The organism is Rhizobium sp. P38BS-XIX (assembly GCF_012641435.1).
Lineage (GTDB): Bacteria > Pseudomonadota > Alphaproteobacteria > Rhizobiales > Rhizobiaceae > Rhizobium.
The window spans coordinates 239,094-262,278 of the sequence record NZ_JABAIJ010000006.1; the positions used below are offsets into that span (position 1 = coordinate 239,094).

The following is a 23,185-nucleotide window of genomic DNA, read 5'->3' on the forward strand; positions in this document are numbered from 1 at the left end:
GAAAGACGGATCGCCTTAGCGATCCAGAATATCCGCTTCGGTGGGAACGAGGATCTCGCGCTTGCCGGCATGGTTGGCCGGGCCGATGACGCCCTCCTGCTCCATGCGCTCGATCAGCGATGCGGCACGGTTGTAGCCGATGCCGAGACGACGCTGGATATAGGAGGTCGAGGCCTTGCCATCACGCAGGACGATCGCAACCGCCTGGTCGTAGGGATCTTCCGAATCGGAGAGATTGGATGTGCCCGCCGGACCGCGCCCGTCGTCGTCATCCTCGTCGTCATCGGCCGTAATCGCATCGAGATATTGCGGCGCGCCCTGCGTCTTCAGATAAGCGACGATGTCTTCCACTTCGCCATCGGCGACAAACGGACCGTGCACGCGCTGGATGCGCCCGCCGCCGGCCATGTAGAGCATGTCGCCCATGCCGAGCAGCTGTTCGGCGCCCTGTTCGCCAAGGATGGTGCGGCTGTCGATCTTCGACGTCACCTGGAAGGAGATGCGCGTCGGGAAATTCGCCTTGATCGTGCCGGTGATGACGTCGACCGAGGGACGCTGCGTCGCCATGATGACATGGATGCCGGCAGCGCGCGCCATCTGCGCCAGACGCTGCACCGCGCCTTCGATATCCTTGCCGGCGACCATCATCAGGTCGGCCATTTCGTCGATAATGACGACGATATAAGGCATCGGCTTCAGATCGAACTCTTCCGTCTCGTAGATCGCCTCGCCGGTATGGCGGTCGAAGCCCGTCTGTACGGTGCGGCTGATAGCCTCGCCCTTGGCGACGGCCTGCTCGACGCGGGTGTTGAAGCCGTCGATATTGCGCACGCCGATTTTCGACATCTTCTTGTAGCGCTCTTCCATCTCGCGGACGGTCCATTTGAGCGCAACGACGGCCTTCTTCGGATCGGTGACGACAGGCGAAAGAAGGTGCGGAATGCCATCGTAGACGGAGAGTTCCAGCATCTTCGGATCGATCATGATCAGGCGGCACTGCTCCGGCGTCATGCGATAGAGCAGCGACAGGATCATGGTGTTGATCGCCACGGATTTACCCGAGCCGGTGGTGCCGGCGACAAGCAGATGCGGCATCTTGGCCAAATCGGCAATGACGGACTCGCCGCCGATCGTCTTGCCGAGCGACATGGCGAGCTTCGCCTTCGAGCCCTCGAAATCGCGGCTGGCGATAAGCTCGCGCAGATAAACGGTTTCGCGCGTCGAGTTCGGCAGTTCGATGCCGATGGCATTGCGGCCGGGGACGACGGCGACACGCGCGGCGATCGCGCTCATCGAACGAGCGATATCGTCGGCAAGGCCGATGACGCGGGAGGACTTGATACCCGGTGCCGGCTCAAGTTCGTAGAGCGTGACCACAGGGCCGGGGCGAACATGAATGATCTCACCCTTCACGCCGAAGTCTTCCAGCACGCCTTCGAGCATGCGGGCATTCTGCTCCAGCGCATCGGCAGAGAGCGTGGCATCGCGGGCAACGGCCTTCGGCTCGGCCAGCAGATGAACAGCAGGAAGCTGGAAGCCATAGGGGCGAATGAACGAGGTTTGCGCCTCACGCTCGGCGCGCGGTCCCGGCTTCGGGCGCGGTGCGGCGGGCGTGACGCGATGGCCGGCGGCGGCGCTCTTGGGCGAAGACGCCAGCGGCCATGCCTCATCCTCGTCGTCAGGCAGGATATCGGCGGGACGACGCGAATCGCGATCGTAGAAGGCATCCTCGTCCTCATCCTCATCGTCGCCGAGGCTGATCGAGGGCGCGGAAACGACACGGCGCGCGGCCGGGGCATCCATGGAGGGGTCGAGGCGGTCGCCGCGAGCCATCGGCGCCTTGGCGCGCACCGGCTCGTTCAGCGTGCCGAATTCGTCGTCATTGAAGTCGTAGGGCGCATCGAAGGCATGATCGCGGCGCTTGCGCGGCCCCATGCCGAAGAGACGGCGAATGCGGGCCTGGGCATTGTACCAGGCATGCATGACCGCACCGAAGGCCATGAAATTGCCGAGGAAGCTGCCGCGATCGTCATCCTCGTCCTCGTCGCCGACACGGCGGGCGCGGCTGCGGGTTTCCTCGTAGTCGTCCTCATCTTCATCCTCCTCATCAATGATGTTCTCGCCAACGACGCCGGCGGCAAAAAGCATCAGCCAGATGGCAGGAACAGCAAGGATCGCACCGATGATCGTCGCGACGACGCCGCTCGGATAGGTGCCGATGAAAAGGGCGGGAAGGCGCAGAAGGAGATCGCCGACAACGCCACCGATGCCGTTCGGGATCGGCCAGGTCGGCGGCGCGGGAAAGCAGGCGATGGCACCAGCCGCGACGATGCAGCCGCCGATCCAGGCACCAAGGCGCGACGGCACGCGATGAAGCTTGCGGTTCGAAATCATCGCGAAGGCCCAGGCGACGACGGGCAGCATCGCCAGCACCGAGGCAAGGCCGAGCGACTGCATCATGATGTCGGCAAAGGCGGCGCCCGGAAAACCAAGCAGATTGGTCGGCGCATTGGCCGTCGCGTAGGAATAGCTGGGGTCCATAACGTTCCAGGTCGCCAGCGCCGCAACGGCAAGCGCCAGAAGGAACAGCAATGCGAAGCCGGTCAGACCCTTGACCTGACGCCAAACCACACTCGATAGCGACAAACGGTCGGGACGACCGCTCAACGCCGCCGAATTGCTTCTGCCCATGATACCCAGCCCCGTTCCTTGTCGATAGCGCAAGCGAATCGGTCGATGCCCACTCGCCGGCAGGTTAGAGCTACCTAATCAGAGGAGGGTTAATGGCATGTTAACCATGCGCGCCAACCAAAGGAATCGCCGACTTTTACAGCGAAACATCGTCGCGCAAACAAAAAGGGCCCGAACCGAGGTCCGGGCCAAAAGCGACCTACTTGCGATGAAATAGGACGCGACGGGACGTTAAGCGATGCCGGAGGCGTTGCTCCGGCATCGCAAGCCTTGATCAGGAATTGTGGTAGGCGGCTTCACCGTGCGAAGCGAGGTCGAGGCCTTCGCGCTCGGCTTCGGCCGGGACGCGCAGACCCATGACCACGTCGACGATCTTGTAGAGGATCGCAGAGCCGATGCCGCACCACAGGATGGTGGTGACGACGGCGGTCAGCTGCACGACGACCTGGCTGCCCATGGTGACGCCATCGGCATAGCCGACGCCGCCGAGCGAGGCGCTGGCGAAGATGCCCGTTGCAATGGCGCCGAAGATGCCGCCGACGCAGTGCACGCCGAAGACGTCAGCCGTATCGTCGTAGCCGAACTTGTTCTTCACGACGGAGACGAAGAAGTAGCACAGCGGAGAAACGATGAGGCCCATGACGATCGCGCCCATCGGGCCGGCGATACCGGCAGCAGGCGTGATGGCGACGAGGCCGGCGACCATGCCCGAAGCGCCGCCGAGCATGGAGGCCTTGCCGCGGGTGAAGGTTTCAACCAGCGACCAGGAGATGATGGCGGCTGCGGTGGCAACGAAGGTGTTGACGGTGGCGAGCATGGCGCCGCCCGAAGCTTCGAGGTTCGAACCGGCGTTGAAGCCGAACCAGCCGACCCAGAGCATGGATGCGCCGACCATGGTCAGCGTCATGGAATGCGGAGCCATCATGTCCTTGCCGAAGCCGACGCGCTTGCCGACGAGGATGGCGCCGACGATGCCTGCAATGCCCGCATTGATGTGAACGACGGTGCCGCCGGCGAAGTCGAGCGCGCCCATCTTGAAGAGCATGCCGTTGGAATCCCAGACCATGTGAGCGATCGGGAAGTAGACGAACGTTGCCCACAGCGCGCAGAAAAGGATGGCTGCGCCGAACTTGATGCGCTCAGCGAAGGCGCCGATGATCAGGGCCGGGGTGATGGCGGCGAAGGTCATCTGGAACAGCATGAAGATGAATTCAGGAATGACGACGCCCTTGGAGAAGGTCGCAGCCGTCGTCGAGGTCGAAACACCCGCCAGGAACATCTTGGCCGTGCCGCCCCAGTATGGGCTGGTGCCGCCGCCGAAGGCGAAGGAATAGCCGTAGATGACCCAGAGGAGCATCACGACGGCGCCGATCATCGTGCACTGCATCAGCACGGAGAGCATGTTCTTCGAGCGAACAAGGCCGCCGTAAAACAAAGCGAGACCCGGCACGAGCATGAACAACACGAGGATGGTGGAGATGAACATGAAGGCGGTGTCGCCCTTGTCCGGAACCGGAGCAGCAGCGGCGGCAGCGGCAGCAGCCGGAGCGGCATCCTGAGCGAATGCGATCGCCGGCGCCAGCAGGGCTGCCGACAGCGCGCCCACTCGCGTCACGGTCGAAGAAAGCTTGAAAAATGACATGCAAATAACTCCCTGATCGGCCGTGTCTTACAGCGCGTCTGAATCGGTTTCGCCCGTACGGATGCGCACGGCATGGTCAATGGAATAGACAAAGATCTTGCCGTCGCCGATCTGGCCGGTCTTGGCAGCGGCCGCGATGGCCTCGACGGCCTTGTCGACGGTTTCGGATGCGACGGCGACCTCGATCTTCAGCTTCGGCAGGAAGCTGACGGCGTATTCGGTGCCGCGATAGATTTCGGTGTGCCCCTTCTGGCGCCCGTAGCCCTTCACTTCGGTCACAGTCAGGCCCTGGATGCCGACTGCCGTGAGGGCCTCACGGACCTCATCGAGCTTGAACGGCTTGATAATGGCCATCACAATTTTCATCTGGTTTCCCATCCTTTGTTTACCCTCGGCGAGGAGCCGACCTTCCTTGCTGCCGATCCATGTTTCGGCAGCGACTGGGTATACACATTCAAGGGGCGTGCCAGATTCACGACACATTTATAACATTTTGAAATCAAAGGATTTTATTGGAAATACCCAATAAAGCGGCACTTCGCGTCGCCGCAAAAGCACAAATAAAGTGCAATTTTATAAGTTTGCCATTTATTTAATCATTTGCCTTTTTACGAATCAGGCCTTCCTGCGCCACCGACGCAATCAGGACACCGGATCGCGTAAACAGGCTGCCGCGCGTAAATCCGCGTGCGCCGGAAGCGCTGGGGCTTTCCTGGCTGTAAAGCAGCCAGTCATCGAGCTTGAACGGGCGATGGAACCACATGGCATGGTCAAGGCTTGCGACCTGCACGGTGGGGTCGAGCACCGACGTGCCATGGGCGTTCAGGGACACATCAAGCAATGTCATGTCGGAGAGATAGGCGAGCACCGCATTCTGATAGAGCCGATCATCTGGCACAGGCCCGGTGAGCCGGATCCAGATATTCTGCCGCTGGCTCGGCTGCGAGCGGGAGAAATAGCTCTCGATGGAGACCGGTCGGATTTCGATCGCCCGCTTGCGCTCCCAATAGCGGCGCACATTCTCGGGCGCATGGGCGAGGTAGCGTTGCTTGATCTGCTCCTCGTCCATCAGATCCTCCGGCATGGCGACATCAGGCATGTCGCCCTGATGCTCGAAACCGGTTTCATCCAGCTGGAAGGATGCGGTCAGCGCAAAGATCGCCTTGCCGTGCTGAACCGCAAGCACCCGACGTGTATTGAAGCTCGAACCGTCCCGCAGACGGTCGACCTGATAGAGGATCGGCACGGCAGGGTCGCCCGGCAGCATGAAATAGGCATGCAGCGAATGCGCGAAGCGATCGGCATCCACGGTTCTCTGTGCCGCCATCAGCGCCTGCCCGATGACTTGGCCGCCGAAGACGCGCTGCCAACCGACCTGCGGACTGTTGCCGCGAAACAGGTTCATCTCGATGGTTTCGAGATCGAGCGTTGCGAGCACGACTTCCATCGGGGTGAGCTTATCGGTCTCTCGCGACATTTTGCTTGAACTCCAATGGTAGGAACCACGATCAGGATGCTCTATATAGAACACGAAGTGACAGTAAGACACAGGGAAGCGCGAATGTTGGACATGCTGGTAGTGGGTGGCGGATATGTGGGTCTTGCCGCAGCGGTCGCAGTCAAGCAGGCAGCACCGCATCTCGACGTCATGATCGTGGAAGCCGCGCCCGAATCCGTTTGGAGGAAGGACATGCGGGCGTCGGCGATCATCGCAGCCGCTTCCAAGATGCTCGATGTTCTCGGTGTCTGGAACGAGATCGCCCCCGAAGCCGAACCGATCACCCGCATGGTGGTTACGGATTCGCGCACCGGCGACCCTGTCCGCCCGGTCTTTCTCACCTTCGATGGCGAGGTGACCGAAGGACAGCCCTTTGCCCATATGGTCCCGAACGTGACCATGGTTGGCGCATTGCGCGGCGCTTGCGAGCGTCTGGGCATCTCGATCAAGCACGGCCTCAGCGCCACCGGCTTCGTCACCGACGACAGCAAGACCACACTCACCCTTTCCGATGGCAGCACGCTGGAAACGCGGCTGCTGGTCGCCTGCGACGGCGTGCGCTCCAAGCTGCGCGACATGGCAGGCATCAAGACCGTCAACTGGGAATACGGTCAGTCGGGCATCGTCGTCACCGTCGAACACGAACGGCCGCATGGCGGCTGCGCCGAAGAGCATTTCCTGCCTTCCGGCCCCTTTGCCATCCTGCCCTTGAAGAATAATCGCTCCTCGCTGGTCTGGACGGAGAGGACTAGCGATGCCGAGCGGCTGATCGCCTCCGACGATCTGGTCTTCGAAGAGGAGCTGGAGCGCCGCTTCGGCCACAAGCTGGGCGCGCTGACCGTCATTGGCGACCGCCGCGCCTTCCCGCTCGGTCTGACGCTCGCCCGTGATTTTGTCGCTCCACGCTTCGCGCTTGCCGGTGACGCCGCCCACGGCATCCACCCGATCTCCGGCCAGGGCCTCAACCTCGGCTTCAAGGATGTCGCAGCCCTTGCCGAAACCATCGTCGAGGCCGATCGCCTCGGCCTCGATATCGGCTCGATCAATACGCTCGAGCGCTACCAGACCTGGCGCCGCTTCGACACCTTCCGCATGGGGGTGACGACCGACGTCCTCAATCGGCTCTTCTCCAACGACAACACGCCCCTGCGCATCGCCCGCGATTTCGGCCTCGGCATTGTCGAACGGCTGCCGAGCCTCAAATCCTTCTTCATCGGACAGGCGGCCGGCACGACCGCGAAGCACAATCCGCGCCTGCTCGCCGGAGAAACGATCTGAAGATCAAGGACAGAGCGGGCGTCCGAACCGCAGCTTCAGCCGCCGGATGAGGCCGTGAAGACAGCTAGTTGAGCAGCGAATGCCCGTTGGTATGCAGGCCGCGCTTCTCCGCGAGCGACATAGGCCGCAAGGTTCGGATATTCGTCGACGATTCCGGAGCTTTTCAAGCGAAGCAGCACCGAAATCATCATCAGGTCGCCGGCGCTGAAATCGCCATCGAGCCAATCGGCATCGCCAAGGTGATTGGAAAGGTCGTTCAACCGGCTGCGGATGTTTTTGTCGAGAACCTCAAGGCGCTTTTCGTACCAGGGCTCGTCACGCTCGAGGATCGTCGCAAGGCTGCGCTCGAAAATCGGCAGCTCGACGGTATTGAGCGCGGCAAAGATCCATGTGATCGCCCGCGAGCGCGCATGCGCATCCTCCGGCAGCAAGCCCTGGTGGCGCTCCCCAATGTGAAACACGATCGACCCCGACTCGAACAATGTCAGATCGCCCTCTTCATAGGTCGGGATCTGCCCGAAGGGATGACGCGCGCGATGCTCGGCCTCCTTCATCGTCTTGAACGAAACAAAGTGCACATCGTAGGGCTGACCAACCTCCTCCAGCGCCCAGCGAACACGCATGTCGCGAGCCAGCCCCTTGCCGCGATCCGGCGACTTCTCAAACGCGGTGATGGTAATCGTCATGGGATCCTCCATAGCTTGCCTGCTTAGAAGACGACTGGCTCGCCCTGATTCCGACATTCCATCGTTAAAATAATCCTCGCAATCGCTTCGATCAGCCTTTCGAATACGAACGGTTGCTAACGACCTGCGCTTGAAGCTCTTCCAGCTATTGCCGTCAGACAATCACAACCTCCCATCCTTGGTAATTTGACTCGTCATTCATCATGTAATAGTGAAAGTTACATGAGTAGAGATAGTCGTCTTTCAGATGTGTTGCACATCCTGCTGCACATAGCCTTTGAGCGCGCTCCGGTGACCTCCGAGACCATGGCGAGCTCGCTGAATACGAATTCGGTCGTCGTGCGTCGAATCATGGCCGGACTGCGCGATCGCGGCTACGTGCGCTCTGAAAAGGGCCATGGCGGCGGCTGGGTGCTATCTCGTGAGCTGTCCGAAATCACCCTGCTCGATATCTATCTGGCGCTCGGCAGCCCTGCTCTCGTGTCATTCGGCAGGCGCTCAGACACATCCGAGTGTCTGGTCGAACAGGCCGTCAACGCCAACCTTGATCAAACCCTGCAGGAAGCGCAGCGGCTGATGCTGGCCCGCTTCGGCGAAATTACCCTCGACAGGCTTGCCGCCGATGTAGAGCTGGGGATCGAGGGCCGCAGGAAATCGCTCAATCTGGAGAGCATGCATGCCTCAAAATCATGAATCCAACTTTGCTGGCAACGCCGTCAATTCTTACCTCGAGGGTCCGCCACGGCAGGTGCCAGGCTTTGCAAGTCTGCATCGCATGACGGCCATGCTGCTTGCCGAGCGGACGCAGGAGAATGGACGAATCCTGGTGCTGGGTGCTGGTGGCGGGCTGGAGCTGAAGGCACTGGCCGATTTCGGGCAGGGCTGGTCCTTCGACGGCATTGATCCATCCGGCGATATGCTGCAATTGGCCCGACACGTCGTCGTAGATCACAGCGAGCGGATCGGTCTTCACCAAGGCACCATCGATGCCGCGCCGGACGGCCCGTTCGATGCCGCCACCTGCCTGCTGACCTTCCATCATGTGCCGCTTGAGCAGCGTCTCGATACACTGAAAGGCATTCATCGCCGCCTGAAGCCGGGCGCGACCTTTGTTCTGGCGCATGTCAGCTTTCCGCAAACCGAACCGCAGCGCACGCTGTGGATCGACCGCCACATTGCTTATGGCGCGCCGGAAGCCGCCGATGAGGCGAAACTGGAAAACGCGCGCACAGCGATGCGCGAAAGATTGTGCATCCTTTCTCCCGACGAAGAAGAAGCAATGCTGCACCAGGCCGGCTTTTCCGACGTCACGCTGTTTTACGCTGCTTTCAGTTTCAAGGGATGGGTCGCCTACGCATAGACGACGACGGCACAGGACATCTTTCGGATCTCAATCCTCGATACGCCGCGCCTCCGAAATCAGCATGATCGGAATGCCGTCGCGAATCGGATAGGCGAGCCGCGCCTTTTCCGACACCAGCTCGTTTCTTTCGCGATCGTAGCTCAAACGCCCCTTGGTGAGCGGGCAGACGAGCAGCTCGAGCAGTTTCGGATCGACCTTGCTGACCGTAACATCCACTGGCCGACTCCTATTGCAGAACCGAACCGGTGTCGCCCGAGCCGGCAAGCACGATCTTGATGATGGCGATGAAGGTTTCCGCCCGGGTCTTGAGATCTGGAGCCTCCAGCAGCGCCTGTTTCTCGGCCGGATCGAAAGGCGCCATCATCGATAGGGAATTGACGAGCATCATGTTGTCGGCTCGCTCGACACTTTCCCAATCCGCTTCCAGCTTGTTGGCATCGAGATAGGCGCGGAACGCCGCAAGCAATGCGGGGCGATCGACCGTATCCTCCTCGTCGCGCGACTTGAGATCGGAGATGAACGGCGTGATTCGGAATGTCCGGTATGGCTCATGTCCCGTCACCTCTTCCATCAACCGGAAACGGCAAATGCCCGTCAGCGACACGATATAGCGTCCGTCACCGGTTTCAGCGATGGAGGTAATGCGCCCGAGACAGCCGACATGCGACAGATTGGGCGAATCGGCTTGCTCGCCAAGCGCCGGCTGAACCATTCCGATCAGACGATTTCCGGCGATGGCCGCATCGAACATGGCGAGATATCGCGGTTCGAAGATGTTGAGCGGGAGTTGGGCGGCGGGCAAAAGCAGGGCGCCCGGCAAAGGAAAGACCACCACGGTTTCAGGCAGATCGTTCGGCTTCAGATATCTGGCATTACCAACTTGCATGTTTTCCATCCTGCTGGATCACTGCGCCGCGCGCCTTGGCCAGCGCGCGGAAACGACACACAATCGCGGCCGTTGCCCATCTAGCGCCGCGCACCGACAGTGTGGTCTCGTCTGCCGAAAACACAAGGATATTCTGAGCCAAAACGTTGATACGTCCTGCCGCAGTCGACCGCCACGAGGCGATCGAGCATGCGGAAGGCGTGACGCCAAGCCCTCTCGATCAGGAAAACAGGATCGACGAAAGCTTGCGTCGGGCTGCGATCGTTGCAGGATCCTTCGGACCCCAGACCTCGAAGAATTCGAGCAGTTGACGGCGGGCGCCGTCATCATCAAAGCTGCGATCCTTGCGCATGACCATCAGCAGATGATCGGCAGCCTCGTCACGCTTGCCTTCGACATTGCGGATCTTGGCAAGTTTGACACGTTGTTCGTGATTGTCGGGGTTCGCGGCCAACTCCTGCTCGATGGCGACAGGGTCGCCAAGCTTGCGGGCTTCGTCGATCTGATCGAGTTTCTTCACGACGGCCTGGATACCGGCATCGTTTGCCAGCGTTTCCGGCAGGTCCGTCAGTGCTTCACGAGCACGTTGGCTCTGGCCGGCTGCAATCATGCATTCCGCCATGCCGGCGAGCGCCTTGGCATTTTCCGGATCGGCCTGCAGCACGGCGCCGAACAATTCCGCAGCGCCATTGATGTCCTCGGCGGCAAGCAAGCCCGTCGCCTCTTCAAGGACGGCCGCGATCTCAGCAGCCTGGTCTTCCGCGCCACCTGCAGGACCGCCAAGACGATCGATGAACTGACGGACCTGACTTTCGGGGACTGCGCCCATGAAGCCATCGGCCGGGCGGCCATTGACGAATGCAATGACAGCCGGGATCGACTGGATGCCAAGCTGACCGGCGATCGACGGATGATCGTCGATGTTCATCTTGACGAGCTTGACGCGGCCCTGAGCCTCGGTGACGACCTTTTCGAGAACCGGCGTCAGCTGCTTGCACGGGCCGCACCAGGGCGCCCAGAAATCGACGAGCACCGGCTGGTTGCGCGACTCCTCGATTACATCCTTGGCGAAGTTGGCCGTCGTCGTATCCTTGATGGGTGCAGCGCCAGAAGCCACGGGCGCGGCTCCATAGGAAGCCGAGGCCGACATCTGTCCGCCGAAGGAAGCGTTATAGGGGTTGTTCGGACCGCTCATGAATGTCTCCCGCCTGCCGGCATCCTGGATCTTGTGAAAAGCATGATTTCCGAAACGGATCGATGAAATCCGGATGGCAGCACGCTCAATGAAATGTTCGAGGCGATCGGTCAATCCGAAGACGCATCGCTCGCCACGATCTTAGCGCTAAAATCGTAGCTTAGCCCGTCACTTTCAAGACTAGTGGCGTATGACCCGTCGCCTCCATGAAGCGCAGCAGATCGGCGCTGGCAATCGATGTCGTCGCGTCATTGGAGAGAGGGTGGCAGTTGACGATGTCATGCGCCATCAGCTCCGCATCGAGCACGAACGTGACGTTCTTGTCCGTATCGTTGATCGCGCCGAATGCCGTCACGGAGCCGGGAACCACGCCCAGATATTCCATCAGCTTTTCCGGCTTGCCGAAGGACACCTTGCTCGCAGCGCCGATCAGCGTGTGCACCGTCTTCAGATCGACGCTCGCATTTTCCTCGACGGTGAGCAGGAAGAAATTATCCTTCTTGTCCTTCACGAACAGGTTCTTCGTATGGCCGCCGGGGATCTCGTCGCGCAGCGACACCGATTCGGCAACGGTAAAGACCGGTGCGTGATCCTTGGTGCTGTGGGCAATGCCAAGCCCGTCCAGGAATCGGAAAAGATCGTCGCGGGTCTTCGGGCTGCTCTCGGTCATGGCGTCTCGCAATAAAAATTGGTCTGCCTCTGATACGTCGCCCACAATTTCATTGCAATCTTTCCGGCGACAAACCCCGACGTTTCAAGGCTTTATCGCCGCTTCGGAGGACGCGCCGAAATTTTTCTTCGCGAACTCGTCATTTCCCTGTTGCATTTGAAAATCGGTTAGGCCATATAGCGCCCGTCGCCGCAAGACGACGCCCAGCGGTCCAACAACTACCCCGGATCGCGACGGGATTGAGCGGGTGTAGCTCAGGGGTAGAGCACAACCTTGCCAAGGTTGGGGTCGAGGGTTCGAATCCCTTCGCCCGCTCCAGTTTTCCTAAAGATGATCGAATATGATATCGCCCTTCGGGGCTCGATCGTTTCTATCGCAGCGTCCTCACATCATCACGGCGACCTTGCCATACCGCCATACCAGGCAACGAATGCTTTGAGCGGCTCCGCGAAATCGCTTTGCTGCATGAACGCATTTTGACCGTCGGAACATTGACGGTCCCTCAAAAATGCCCAATCGGCCCTCTCAAACGTAAGCCGTGCCTGCCAGTGCGGCCTTGAGGCCTACGCTTCCCTTGTCGATGATCGCAAGAAAGATCGCATTTGCCGCAGCCGTGTCTCGCGTCTGCCGGAAAGTCATATGCGCCTGCACATATGCGACGCTCCAGGTTCCCAGAAGCAGGCCGGCCGCCAGGTTCGCATCCGGATCCGCCGTTTCCCGTCCGACGCATTCCGATAGCGCCGTCGATACGAGCTGAGCAATCTCGTCGCGAATCGCTCTCACCCGCGCCTTCAGGGTTTCACTCCCCTCGATCGTTCTGACGAAGCCTTCACTGCGGGCGGAAAAATCCACCGCTGGGCTTTTTTCCGCAACGAGCCGATGGGCCAGCAGACGATACGCTTCGATTGGCGAAATACCCGCATCGCGCAGCAACAAGGCTTCGCGCAGCATGTCCCGCGCCTCCTCGTCACGATCAAACAGCATGTCCTCCTTGCGGGGGAAATGGTTGAACACCGTCATGCGCCCGACATCCGCGGCGGTTGCTATCTCGTCCACCGTCACCTGATCGAAGCCACGCTCCATAAAGAGGCGCGTGGCGATGTTGGAAATGTTTTGCCGTGTGGCAAGACGTTTGCGGGTTCGACGATCGATTGGTTCGGACATGCCAGCATCGATAGCAGAAAATTTATACTGAGTACACATTCCACGTTGACGCGCCAGTTTTTAAGCGTATAGATAATCATACTCAGTACATATTTGTACTAGATATCTAATCTTCGCCTCAGGCATAGCGCAAAGCCGACATTCGCAATGCAGCGTGCCGGCACCGCTGCCATGCGGGCTCATCAATCCTGGATTGAAATCGATCATGAACAGACCTCTTCTCGTCATCTTTTCCGCAATATGCCTGGATGCCATCGGCATCGGACTCATATTCCCCATTCTCCCAAGCCTTCTCGAGGATGTGACGCACTCGCAGAACATTGCGCCCTATATCGGCATCATGACCGCTCTCTATGCCGTCATGCAGTTCATCTTCGCGCCGGTGCTCGGTGCCTTGAGTGACAATCTCGGCCGCCGGCCGGTTCTCTTGATCTCTCTTGGCGGTGCCGCAATCAATTATCTCGTCATGGCATTCGCTCCGCAGCTTTGGATGCTGTTGCTCGGTCGCGCCATTGCCGGCCTCACCAGTGCCAATGTCTCCGTCGCGATGGCCTACATCACCGACATCTCCCCGGAAGATAAGCGGGCGCGCCGCTTCGGCATGTTCAATGCCATGTTCGGGGCGGGCTTCATCATCGGGCCCGTTCTCGGCGGTCTGCTTGGCGATTACTGGCTGCGGCTTCCTTTCATTGCCGCCGCTATTCTCAACGCCTGCAATCTGCTGCTTGCCCTGCTTGTCCTGCCGGAATCCCGCACGCCGTCACGGCAGAAGATCGATCTTGCCGTGCTCAATCCGCTTCGGCCGCTGCGCTGGGTCCTGTCGATGAAAGGTCTTTTGCCCATCGTGCTCGTCTATTTCATTCTGAGCGCCACGGGCGAGGCCTACGGGACATGCTGGGCGCTGTGGGGCTTCGACGCCTTCCACTGGAACAGCCTTTGGATCGGCCTTTCGCTCGGCGCTTTCGGTATTTGCCAGACGCTGGTGCAGGCGATCCTGCCCGGTCCCGCAGCCAGGCTGTTCGGCGAGCGCTGGGCCGTTATCGTCGGCATTGCCTTTGCATGCGTCGCTCTTCTTGCCATGGCGTTTGCCAGCCAAGGTTGGATGGTGTTTGCCATCATGCCGATCTTCGCGCTTGCAGGCATCGGCACTCCGGCGTTTCAGGCGCTGGCCACCCGGCAGGTCGAGTCGGCCCACCAAGGCCAGCTCCAGGGCGTTTTGACATCGGCCATCAGCCTTGCCTCCATCATCAGCCCGCTGGCGTTCTCAACCGTCTATTTCGTCGTCCAGAAGAATTGGCCTGGCGCCATCTGGCTCTCGGTGCTGGTCATCTATGCCGCCGCGGTGCCGCTGGTGCTGGTCGGCACTCGCAATGCTAACAAAGCGCAAGCGATGGCTTAAAGCCAACCCGGGTCACCGGCGGCATGATGAAAGTCGCCGGATCGTTGCAATTCGGCGGCTTCGCAGCAATAAGGTTCAAGCCTGCCGACGCGGCTGAGAGTCTCAAATCAGTCTCATTTGCCGTTCAGATCAGCAGCCATCCTGACGCTCGGAACGCGGTATTGCCTGCATGATACGAAAGACGCCCCTGCTGATCGCGATGCTCTCGCTTCTGCCCGTGCCTGCGCTTGCTCACCCGCACATCTTCATCGACGCCAAATTCGAGGTCGTAGCCGCGCCGGATGGCTCGATCAGCGAGTTGCGCAATGTCTGGAGCTTCGACGAGGTTTTTTCCTCTTCGGTCGTGATGGATTTCGACAAGGGCGGCAATCCGACGCTCAGCGCAAGCGAGTTGAAGGCCGTGGGCAAGACAGTCAGGGATTCGCTGGCGCAATACGGTTACTACACCAACGTGACCAGCAACGGCAAAGCGGTGCCGATGGCCAAGCCGGACACCATCCAGGCCGACTACAAGGACGGCTCGCTGACCCTCACCTTCTCATTGAAGCCCGAGCAGAAGACCTTCCTCAAGGGCAATACGATCTTCGGGATCTACGACAAGACGCTTTATACCGCCGTCGATTTCGCCACGGATGACGACATGAAGGTCTCCGGCCCCAATATGGGCCGCTGCAAGCGCAAGGTGATCAGGCCCAATCCCAAGGAAGTCATGGCAGAGAACCAGGCGGCCCTCACCAGCATGTTTTTCAGCGACCCTCAGGGCACCGATTATTCGCTGCTCGTGGCGACACGGTTGGAAGTCCAATGTTGATCCAGCCGCGCCTGCCGGGTGTCTGACGGTCACTCAAGCGGCGGATGATTGGCGGGTGTCGGCTCTACGGTTCCGCGTGAGAGCGATATAAAGCGCCGGGCGACGATCCAGCAGCCGAGCGCCCAGCTGGCGCCGGCGCACCAACCACCAAGAACATCGCTCGGATAATGTACGCCGAGATACACGCGACTCATGCCGATCATCAGCGTCAGCAGGATGCCCGCCGCGATAATGAAGATGCGTGTCGACCGATAAGGGCGCGTCCCTGAGATGAGCGCCGCAAGCGTCAGATAAGTCACCGCCGACACCATCGCATGGCCGCTCGGGAAGCTGAGATCGTTGACCTCGACCAGATGCGGCACGATATCGGGCCTCGCCCGCGCGACGCCAAGCTTCAGAACCGTGCTCAGCGCCCAGCCGCCGAGCACCGAACCCAGCACGAAGATGGCTATGGCGCGGCGGCGATCCAGCAGCAGATAGATCGTCACCAGCACAGTCATCAGCGTCAGCACGGTGGTGCCGCCAAGGCTCGTAATGTCCTTGACCGCATGCGTCAGCCAACCCGGCCCGATGGGTGTCGCGAGATCGCTCGGTTGGCGAAGCGCCAGCAGGATCGCCTCGTCGACGCTCTTCGTGCTTCCCTCGATCACCTCGCCCGTCAGATAGACGAATAGAAGTATGCCACCGGAAAGTGCTGCGAACATCACAAGCAGCAGAGGCTCGTAGCGGCTCAGCCATCCCGTCATGCCCGGCGTCGGAGATCGTCGATCGTTCATGCTCTGAAACCTGCCTCCTATTGTCCAACAGATCGCCCATAGAGGATCGATCTCTCCCCGTCGGCGTGCGACGGGGATATTGGCTATCTAGGGATGAAGTTGGCGACGGCCAACAGCATCAAACGCACAATCGCTCTGCATTTTATCCGCGTATTTTCAGCTTGGTGAAATGTTGCAGGTCTATTCTGATCTGCACGTGATGATCGTCGGCAGCCGCGGAGGACCCTTTCATTCATGCCGGAAAGTCCAGCAATTGCAGTTCATTGAGCCCGATAAAGCAGCCATGCCCGAGCAGCGATCATTGAAAATCGCGCGATCCGGAAGGCCTTTTTCCTCAACCGGTAGAAAAGGCTGCCGCCGTCATCCCGGCGTAATGTTTGCAAGCAGAATTTTTGCTATTTCCGGGGCATTGAGCTGTGATAGTAGTGCCTCAAGGGCGATCAGGGATCGGGTGTTGTCAGAGTGTTGAGTGTTGGAGCATCTTTCTCGGCCCGCTTGCTGGCGCTGGCTGGAACCGGCTTGCTGACGGCATCGACTGTCGCCGCATTTCCAGCCTCGTCAAAAGCGGAAGACGCCGCAAACTCATCGAAAAGCACCTGGGTCGTCACGCTTGGCGCCACCGTGGAATATGGTCCGAGCTACGAAGGTTCGAAGCACTATACCTTCGGCGCCCTGCCGTCCTTCGATCTCCATCGGCTCGGCGAGACGCAGGAATACAGCGCTCCGGACGATAACTTCGACTATGGTCTCTTCGACTTCCACGGCCTCGAAATCGGCCCCGTAGTCGGCCTGAGAGACGACCGCTTCGACCTCAATAATCTGCAGCTGCAGAGCCAGCGCAAGGTTCGCTGGAATTTCGATGCCGGTGGCTTCGCGCAATATTGGCTGATGGAAAATCAGCTGCGGTTTCGAACGGAAGTACGCCAGTCTCTATGGGGCGGCGACGGCCTGGTCGGTGATTTCGCGCTGGACTGGTTCCAGCCGGTCGGAGACAAGTGGCTTCTGTCTGCCGGGCCTCGCCTGTCGATGGCGAACTCGGTCTATATGCGCAGCAACTTCGGCATTTCGGAAAGCCAGGCTGCGAGAAGAGCCCATATCGGCGCCTTTGACGCCGGCGCCGGCATCAAGACGGTCGGCTTCACCCTGGCCGCGACCTACACGATCTCGCCCGAGTGGAGCGTACAGGTTTACGGGAAATATAACCGTCTGGTGGGTGATGCGGCCGACAGCCCCATCACCGCACGCTTCGGCTCACCCAACCAGAACATTATCGGCTTTACGCTCAACCGATCCTTCAACATCAACTTTTGAGGCGCTGAGCGCTTCGTTCTCGGCGATGTAATTGCGTGTCAGCGGGATGATATCGTTGCGCTTGCTCATCTGAATCTGGAAGACGACGAGATCCTCGTAGCGGAAAGCAGCCTCGGCGGTCGCGAGATAATATTCCCACATGCGGCAGAAACGCTCGTCATAGAGTTTGGAGACATCGCCCCAGCGCGCCATGAAACGCTCTCTCCAATGTTCGAGCGTCTTCGCATAATGAAGCCGCAGCACCTCGACATCGGTCACCGCAAGCCCAGCCGCCTCGATCTGCGGAATGATTTCCGAAAGTGCCGGAATATAGCCGCCCGGGAAAATGTATTTGTCGAGCCACGGCGTCGTGAAGCCCGGCGTTGCAGAGCAGCCGATCGTGTGGAGCACCATGATGCCGTCATCCTCGAGCAGCTCAGCGCATTTGCGGAAGAAGGTGCCATAGGATGCCAGCCCGACATGCTCGAACATTCCGACGGAAACGATCCTGTCGAAACGGCCCGTCAGACTGCGATAATCCCTCAGTGCGAACTGCACTTCCGCCGGCGTTCCGCCGACCTTTTCGGTGACGCGCCGGGTGGCATATTCATGCTGCTCCTCAGATAGGGTGACACCGAGCACATAACCGCCGGGCGCATGCTCGGCCATATGCAATCCAAGACCACCCCAGCCGCAGCCGATGTCGAGAATGCTGTTGTTCGGCTCGATCAGCAGCTTGGCGGCAAGATGCCGTTTCTTGGCAAGCTGCGCATCCTCCAGCGATTGATCGGCATGCTCGAAATAGGCGCAGGAATATTGCCGGTCGGGATCGAGGAAAAGCTCGTAAAGCCGCCCATCCAGATCGTAATGATGCGCCACGTTCGTCTTCGAGCGCCCGGGCAGATTTCGATGGCGAAAGATCCGCAGCTTGGTCCTGGCCTGGTCGATCAGGCGGGCAATCAGCGGATGCTTGCTGTTTTGCGCCTCGCGCAGCATCATGGCGACGAAATCGTAGAGCGTGCCACTCTCGACGATGAAACGGCCGTCCATATAGAGTTCGCCGAGTCGCATATCGGCATCGATGAGGAAAGCCCATTCGGCCCGGTCATCAGTGAAACGGACATGAACCGGCTCGCCGCTCCCATCGCCGAATGTCAACACGCGGCCGCCGGCCGTCGTCACCGTCAGCGCACCGCGCGTCACGATGGACGATAGTGCGCGTTTCACACACCAATCCACCAGACCGGAGAAAACGGTGGCGCCCTTGCCCTTGAGGCGATCTTCAGCTTGCAGGTTGGACATCATCGATCCTTGCCGGCGCCGGTGGGCAGCCCATCGCGTTTCGCGTCCCAATCGCCGCGATCTTCCGTTTCGACATTCGCGCCGGCAATCAGCCAGACGCCCAATAGAATGAGGCCGCTTCCCACCACCTGCAGAGCGACGACACGCTCGCCGAAAGCGAACCAGCCTGTCGCAATGATCAGCACATAGCTGATGCCCGAAAGCGGGAAAGCACGACTAAGATCGAGCTGTGCGAGCACATTCATCCAGATGAAGAAGCAGACGACCTCGACCGCGATCGCCGCCAGTATCCAGTAGGACGATACCGCCTGCCACAACCAGCCGTCGGAGCCGCCATCGCTCAGCTGCTCGGCGCCAAGCTTGATGAAGAACTGGAACAGGGTGTTGAGCACTGGCACGGCAAGCCAGGAAAAACGCATGGTCATCAGGCATCTGCCTCATCGGTCGAGAACAACGGCGACACGAGACGCAGCAGTTTCTGAAGGAAAGGGTTGCGATGGCGGAAATACATCGCATTGGCGGTCAGCTGGCTGCCGAGGCGCACCTTGTTTTCGTAGTAGGCCTGGCCGCTCTGGTAACGGCGGATGCCGTGATCGAGGCAATAACGCAGATTGGTAAACCAGCTGAGAAAGTAAAGATTGTAGGGTCGCCCCTTCTCGCCTTCCATGCAGAAGAACTTGTCGATGGCGATCCGGTCGTCGTGGACGATCAGGTTGGCGGCCAGCAGCTTGTCTTCCACGAAGTAGAAGGCGCAGTAGCAACGGCCGCTCATACGGGTAAGAATGCCGTCGAAATATTCCGGCGTCAGCTCTTCGAACTGCCAGTCGCTACGGTTGCGCGTATCGTGATAGAGCGCCATGACCTCCGGCAGGAACTCCCCGAAATCCGTGCGGATTTCGACCTTGACCTGCTCGAAAGACTTCAGCTTGCGGCGCATGTCCTTGCGGGTGCCGGACGAAAGCTTGGCGAGGTATTCGTCGATCGTCTTGAAATCGATATCGAGCCAGGCCGTTGGAAGTCCGCCGATCGAGGCATAGCCACGCTCGGAAAGCGGCGCGCCAAATTCTGCCGAAACCTGTTCCGGAATGTCCTTCAGCCCGATCAGCGAGCAACGCTCGGTCGCGGCGAATTGCTCGAAGAAGGACAGGAGCTCCGTAAACAGGACGCTGCGGCGTTCCTTGGGCACGTCCGGGTGAAAACCGATGGCGCCGGTCTCCGTGCAAGGCGACCCCAGGCAGGCAAGGCGCAGCTTCAGGAAATTTGGGAAGTAACCCTGTACCCGGCGCACGGACCTGCGCAACAACCCTTCCTCCAGCGTCGTATCCAGCGCATAGAGGCAAATGAAGGCCGGCATAGCCGCGCTGATGCGCCCATTTTCGACGATGGTGACATAACGCCACTCGAAACCTTCGATCCCGGCCTCCTCGATAGCGAGCAGGCAATCGTAATCTTCGACCTGATCCTGGAAGCAGGCGTTCCACGCATCGCGACCGATCGCGCGGATGCTGAAATGAACTTCCGCCTTGGCGCTTTCCACCGGGTTCGGCACGAGCTTAAGCAGCGGCTGCGACATGACGCGCCTCGAAGAAATCTGCGGTATAATCAGCCACCTGGCGATGTTGTCGATCCACATGGATCATGTGATAGCTGTCCTTGATCCATTTCAGCTCATGCGGGCTGCCGATGTGATCGGAAATATAGCGGGCGTGCTTGGGGCTGCTGAGATCGTCGTCCTCGGCATGCAGGATCAGCGTCGGCGTCTGCATATCCGGCAGCTTGCCGCGAAGCGTCTTGCCGAGGCGGTGCATCTCGACCAGACCCTTGCCGGGGAATTTTTCCAGCACGCCTTCCGTCACCATGCCTTCGATCAGGCGGCGCATCCGCTCGTCCTTGATGCCGAGCGAGGAGGTTTCGCTGAAACTCAGGCGGTCGAGGAACGGAACGCGGGAGAGCCAGCCGATCTGCGATGCCAGCAACGGATAGTAGAAAGGAACATCCCAGCCGTCATAGCTGAAGCAGGGCGAATAGATGGCAACCGCACTGATGGCTCGCGGCTGCTTCTCGGCTGCGAGCATGGCAAGCTTGCCGCCCACACAAATGCCGGCTGCAAAGACTTCCTGCGTTCTCGATGCGAGCAGAGCTGAGGCTTCAACCACACTTTCGAGCCAGTCTTCCCAGCGGGAGCCGCGCAAGGTTTTGACATCGACGCCATGGCCGGCCAGCAACGGCGCGTAGATGCTGTAACCCCTGCGATGAAGGTGCCGAGCAACGAGCTTCATTTCGGCCGGCGCCCCCGTCAGTCCGTGGACCAACAGGACGCCCTTGCCGTTCGAGCCTTCCATATAGAAGCTCAGTTCATCAGCTTTCATGAGACAGCTCCGACTGCCGGTTTTCCTTGGCCATGAAGCCAAGTGCGTGGCAGGTGCTGATCACATGCGTGCCGTTCTTTTCCTGCTCGTCCTTGATCTGCTCGTGCAGGGTGCGCAGCTTCGTCCAGTGCGTCCGCGGCCGATAGTGATGCTCGGCATGATAGCCATTGCCGAACCAGAGCCAGTTATAGAACGACTTGTGGCTGGAAACGCCCCAGGCGATCGGCTCATCCGGATCGCCGTGCAGGTGCTCGTAATAGCCGTTCAGCGACGACAGGCAGTTGCCGAGATAATAGAACGGCACGAAGAACAGAACCGCCTTCCAGTCATAGATCAGCGCAAGCGCCGCCAGGCCAAGGAAGAAGAACAGCTCGAACCGCCCCCAGGCCGCATCGAACGGGCGGTTGCGGGAAATCGCCTTGTGAATGTCGCCGATGCTGTCGCGAAAGAAGCTCATGAACGTGTAGGACCACACGTTCTCAGGCTGGCCGTCATGGCCGTGACGATAGATCGACAACAGGTCGATCGTATCGCCCTTTTCATCCGGCCGGTCGCTGTTGCCGGAATGATGGCGCATATGCACCCAGTGATAATAGGTTTGCGAAAAACCGATCGCGACGGATTCCAGCAGGCTGAAACCGTAGTTCATCCAACGCGGCTTGAAATAGGGCGTGTGAATGAAATTGTGCGAGATGCTGTTGATGTTCCAGGAGATCGACACGGCATAAAGGCAGCCGAGGATCACGGAAAGCCATAACGGGCGGCTTTCGAAGCCGACGATCAGATAGACATCGAATGCGAGATGTGCGACGGCAGCCAGAACCGGCGCCACATCCCATCTGGTGTGCGCAAAGATTTTCATAGTCCGGTAACTCCCACACAGGCCACGCCGGCGGTCACGAGGAACACGCCCGTCGCATGACGTAGGTTGATGTTTTCCTTGAAGATCACGGCGCCCGCGAACACGATGACGACATAGCTGAGCGCCATAAGAGGAAAGGCGATGGTGAGCGGGACGTGTTCGAGAACAGCCGTCCAGGCAAAGAGTTCTATCGCCCAGAAAAATATGCCGATCCAGGTCACAGGCTTTGCCAGTGCTGAAAGCAAGGCATCCTCACTGGCCGTCTGCTTGAAGCAGACTTCGCGGGCAGTCTCTGCAAGAATGCAGAAGAGGATGAGCCCGAGCATGGGCAAGGTCAGCGTACCAGTCATTGCATATACTCCGCCAGCACTTCAAGCAGCGCGTGATTGGCCGCGCTGTTGATGTTTCTGGTCGTCTCGGCACCTTGGCGAAGGCGCGGCTGATCAATGAGGATTTCGGCTCGCTTCATGAGCTTGGTCCGCAGGTTGCCAGCATAGCTCGGGGTCGAATAATCCCCGATGACATCGGCGCCGATAATGCGGTGACGGCTGCCGATTTCGCTGATGAGAGCGAGCAGATAGGGAAGCCGCATGCGGCCCTGGTCCCAATTCGTCACCGCGTCGTCCGCGGCCAGCACATCCTTGTCGATCGTGACATAGACGGCTTCGGTGCGAATGCGGCTGAGCATCCTGTCGATGAAATTCTCTTCACCGATTTCCGAAATCGAATTCCAGTGCAGCGCGCCCCGTTCCTGCCGATAGCTCGCGCCATTGCCATAATCGGCGAGGACCTTGCTGGGCGGATGCTCGTAGGGATAAAGCTCCAGCTTTCCCTCGCCGAGCCAATGAAGGTTCGCACCCTTGCGCTCAGGGCTGCGCAGATCGTTGCTGCAGACGCCGATCGTGATGACCTTCTGGATATTGGAGTTGCCAAGGGCGCTGTTTACCCACGAGCCGCAATGCATGCCGCCGTCGAAGGTGACCCAATCCGGGTGGTTGTCGAAATGGATGAGCGTGGCGGGACCGGGATTGCGTTCCAGCGCACCTTCGAGAAGCAATGCCGTGATATGATGGAAGTCGCCGGAACCCATGAAGCAGAGCTGCGGATCCTTGCCGGTCGCAGGTGTATTCTTGACGATTTCGCGGCTGAGATTGGCAAGGGCGTTCTGCTTGCCCCAAAGCCGGACCTCACGCCCCGCATCCTTGTCGAAATACTGGTGCGCGCCGGCGAACTTGCAGGCGCGCACGAAATCCGGCTGCAACTCCAGCGCATCATCGAGATGAAGAAGCAGGAGTTGCACAGG

24 protein-coding genes and 1 tRNA gene are annotated in these 23,185 nt (G+C 59.7%); 7 read left to right on the plus strand and 18 right to left on the minus strand.

Annotation, left to right across the window (positions count from 1 at the left end):
- Window positions 1-15: 15 nt before the first annotated feature.
- The 4 genes from HGP17_RS20620 to tesB all read right to left on the minus strand — a co-directional run bounded on the left by HGP17_RS20620 (window position 16) and on the right by tesB (window position 5,810).
- Window positions 16-2,691 (minus strand): DNA translocase FtsK, encoded by a 2,676-nt coding sequence (locus HGP17_RS20620; protein ID WP_168812322.1) that lies wholly within the window; start codon window positions 2,689-2,691, stop codon window positions 16-18.
- 274 nt (window positions 2,692-2,965) lie between these two features.
- Window positions 2,966-4,333 carry an ammonium transporter gene (locus HGP17_RS20625; protein WP_168812323.1) on the minus strand — a complete coding sequence of 456 codons (1,368 nt, stop codon included), beginning with the start codon at window positions 4,331-4,333 and terminating at the stop codon, window positions 2,966-2,968.
- A 27-nt stretch (window positions 4,334-4,360) separates the two neighbouring features.
- Window positions 4,361-4,711, minus strand: coding sequence for a P-II family nitrogen regulator (locus HGP17_RS20630; RefSeq protein WP_168812324.1), 351 nt, complete (start codon window positions 4,709-4,711; stop codon window positions 4,361-4,363).
- Window positions 4,712-4,925: 214 nt separating this feature from the next.
- Window positions 4,926-5,810 (minus strand): acyl-CoA thioesterase II, encoded by an 885-nt coding sequence (gene tesB / locus HGP17_RS20635; RefSeq protein WP_168812325.1) that lies wholly within the window; start codon window positions 5,808-5,810, stop codon window positions 4,926-4,928.
- Window positions 5,811-5,894: 84 nt separating this feature from the next.
- On the opposite strand from tesB, the gene HGP17_RS20640 reads away from it, so the two are divergent.
- On the plus strand, window positions 5,895-7,109 hold the full coding sequence (locus tag HGP17_RS20640) for a ubiquinone biosynthesis hydroxylase (protein ID WP_246704157.1): 1,215 nt from the start codon (window positions 5,895-5,897) through the stop codon (window positions 7,107-7,109).
- A 35-nt stretch (window positions 7,110-7,144) separates the two neighbouring features.
- Here HGP17_RS20640 and HGP17_RS20645 read toward each other — a convergent pair whose 3' ends face one another.
- Window positions 7,145-7,795 carry a glutathione S-transferase family protein gene (locus HGP17_RS20645; RefSeq protein WP_168812327.1) on the minus strand — a complete coding sequence of 217 codons (651 nt, stop codon included), beginning with the start codon at window positions 7,793-7,795 and terminating at the stop codon, window positions 7,145-7,147.
- 222 nt (window positions 7,796-8,017) lie between these two features.
- Between HGP17_RS20645 and HGP17_RS20650 the strand changes: the two genes are divergently transcribed.
- Window positions 8,018-8,488, plus strand: coding sequence for an Rrf2 family transcriptional regulator (locus tag HGP17_RS20650; RefSeq protein ID WP_168812328.1), 471 nt, complete (start codon window positions 8,018-8,020; stop codon window positions 8,486-8,488).
- Window positions 8,472-9,155, plus strand: coding sequence for a class I SAM-dependent methyltransferase (locus HGP17_RS20655; protein ID WP_168812329.1), 684 nt, complete (start codon window positions 8,472-8,474; stop codon window positions 9,153-9,155). Before HGP17_RS20650 ends, HGP17_RS20655 begins: the two co-directional genes overlap by 17 nt.
- A 30-nt stretch (window positions 9,156-9,185) precedes the next feature.
- Here the strand turns inward: HGP17_RS20655 and HGP17_RS20660 are convergent, their stop codons facing one another.
- The 4 genes from HGP17_RS20660 to HGP17_RS20675 all read right to left on the minus strand — a co-directional run bounded on the left by HGP17_RS20660 (window position 9,186) and on the right by HGP17_RS20675 (window position 11,909).
- Window positions 9,186-9,374: a Trm112 family protein gene (locus HGP17_RS20660; RefSeq protein ID WP_168812330.1), complete on the minus strand. Its 189-nt coding sequence runs from the start codon at window positions 9,372-9,374 to the stop codon at window positions 9,186-9,188.
- 10 nt (window positions 9,375-9,384) lie between these two features.
- Entirely contained in the window at window positions 9,385-10,044 is a 660-nt protein-coding gene (locus tag HGP17_RS20665; RefSeq protein ID WP_168812331.1) for an LON peptidase substrate-binding domain-containing protein, read from the minus strand.
- 220 nt (window positions 10,045-10,264) lie between these two features.
- On the minus strand, window positions 10,265-11,239 hold the full coding sequence (gene trxA / locus HGP17_RS20670; RefSeq protein ID WP_168812332.1) for a thioredoxin: 975 nt from the start codon (window positions 11,237-11,239) through the stop codon (window positions 10,265-10,267).
- Between the two features lie 160 nt (window positions 11,240-11,399).
- Window positions 11,400-11,909, minus strand: coding sequence for a prolyl-tRNA synthetase associated domain-containing protein (locus HGP17_RS20675; RefSeq protein WP_168812333.1), 510 nt, complete (start codon window positions 11,907-11,909; stop codon window positions 11,400-11,402).
- A gap of 243 nt (window positions 11,910-12,152) precedes the next feature.
- Here HGP17_RS20675 and HGP17_RS20680 point away from each other — a divergent pair.
- Window positions 12,153-12,227: transfer RNA gene (locus HGP17_RS20680), tRNA-Gly, on the plus strand.
- A gap of 207 nt (window positions 12,228-12,434) precedes the next feature.
- On the opposite strand, the gene HGP17_RS20685 is transcribed toward HGP17_RS20680, so the two are convergent.
- Window positions 12,435-13,073: a TetR/AcrR family transcriptional regulator gene (locus HGP17_RS20685; RefSeq protein WP_168812334.1), complete on the minus strand. Its 639-nt coding sequence runs from the start codon at window positions 13,071-13,073 to the stop codon at window positions 12,435-12,437.
- A gap of 205 nt (window positions 13,074-13,278) precedes the next feature.
- On the opposite strand from HGP17_RS20685, the gene HGP17_RS20690 reads away from it, so the two are divergent.
- Window positions 13,279-14,472 carry a TCR/Tet family MFS transporter gene (locus HGP17_RS20690; RefSeq protein ID WP_168812335.1) on the plus strand — a complete coding sequence of 398 codons (1,194 nt, stop codon included), beginning with the start codon at window positions 13,279-13,281 and terminating at the stop codon, window positions 14,470-14,472.
- Window positions 14,473-14,641: 169 nt separating this feature from the next.
- Window positions 14,642-15,283 (plus strand): DUF1007 family protein, encoded by a 642-nt coding sequence (locus HGP17_RS20695; RefSeq protein ID WP_168812336.1) that lies wholly within the window; start codon window positions 14,642-14,644, stop codon window positions 15,281-15,283.
- A 29-nt stretch (window positions 15,284-15,312) separates the two neighbouring features.
- On the opposite strand, the gene HGP17_RS20700 is transcribed toward HGP17_RS20695, so the two are convergent.
- On the minus strand, window positions 15,313-16,059 hold the full coding sequence (locus HGP17_RS20700) for a phosphatase PAP2 family protein (RefSeq protein ID WP_168812337.1): 747 nt from the start codon (window positions 16,057-16,059) through the stop codon (window positions 15,313-15,315).
- 462 nt (window positions 16,060-16,521) lie between these two features.
- On the opposite strand from HGP17_RS20700, the gene HGP17_RS20705 reads away from it, so the two are divergent.
- On the plus strand, window positions 16,522-17,370 hold the full coding sequence (locus tag HGP17_RS20705) for a MipA/OmpV family protein (RefSeq protein WP_168812338.1): 849 nt from the start codon (window positions 16,522-16,524) through the stop codon (window positions 17,368-17,370).
- On the opposite strand, the gene HGP17_RS20710 is transcribed toward HGP17_RS20705, so the two are convergent.
- From HGP17_RS20710 to HGP17_RS20740, 7 genes are read right to left on the minus strand one after another with little or no spacing between them, the layout of a single operon-like run.
- On the minus strand, window positions 17,311-18,651 hold the full coding sequence (locus tag HGP17_RS20710) for a cyclopropane-fatty-acyl-phospholipid synthase family protein (protein WP_168812339.1): 1,341 nt from the start codon (window positions 18,649-18,651) through the stop codon (window positions 17,311-17,313). The genes HGP17_RS20705 and HGP17_RS20710 overlap by 60 nt on opposite strands.
- Window positions 18,651-19,076 carry an EamA family transporter gene (locus HGP17_RS20715; protein WP_205926056.1) on the minus strand — a complete coding sequence of 142 codons (426 nt, stop codon included), beginning with the start codon at window positions 19,074-19,076 and terminating at the stop codon, window positions 18,651-18,653. Before HGP17_RS20715 ends, HGP17_RS20710 begins: the two co-directional genes overlap by 1 nt.
- Complete coding sequence (locus HGP17_RS20720; RefSeq protein ID WP_168812340.1) at window positions 19,076-20,224, minus strand: GNAT family N-acetyltransferase; 1,149 nt, start codon at window positions 20,222-20,224, stop codon at window positions 19,076-19,078. The genes HGP17_RS20715 and HGP17_RS20720 overlap by 1 nt, the downstream gene beginning before the upstream one ends.
- Entirely contained in the window at window positions 20,205-21,020 is an 816-nt protein-coding gene (locus HGP17_RS20725; RefSeq protein ID WP_168812341.1) for an alpha/beta fold hydrolase, read from the minus strand. Before HGP17_RS20725 ends, HGP17_RS20720 begins: the two co-directional genes overlap by 20 nt.
- The gene (locus tag HGP17_RS20730; protein ID WP_168812342.1) at window positions 21,010-21,882 is read right to left on the minus strand and encodes a fatty acid desaturase; all 873 of its coding nucleotides are present in this window, start codon (window positions 21,880-21,882) and stop codon (window positions 21,010-21,012) included. The genes HGP17_RS20725 and HGP17_RS20730 overlap by 11 nt, the downstream gene beginning before the upstream one ends.
- Complete coding sequence (locus HGP17_RS20735; RefSeq protein WP_168812343.1) at window positions 21,879-22,232, minus strand: EamA family transporter; 354 nt, start codon at window positions 22,230-22,232, stop codon at window positions 21,879-21,881. The genes HGP17_RS20730 and HGP17_RS20735 overlap by 4 nt, the downstream gene beginning before the upstream one ends.
- On the minus strand, window positions 22,229-23,182 hold the full coding sequence (locus HGP17_RS20740) for an arginase family protein (RefSeq protein ID WP_168812344.1): 954 nt from the start codon (window positions 23,180-23,182) through the stop codon (window positions 22,229-22,231). The genes HGP17_RS20735 and HGP17_RS20740 overlap by 4 nt, the downstream gene beginning before the upstream one ends.
- Between the last annotated feature and the right edge of the window lie 3 nt (window positions 23,183-23,185).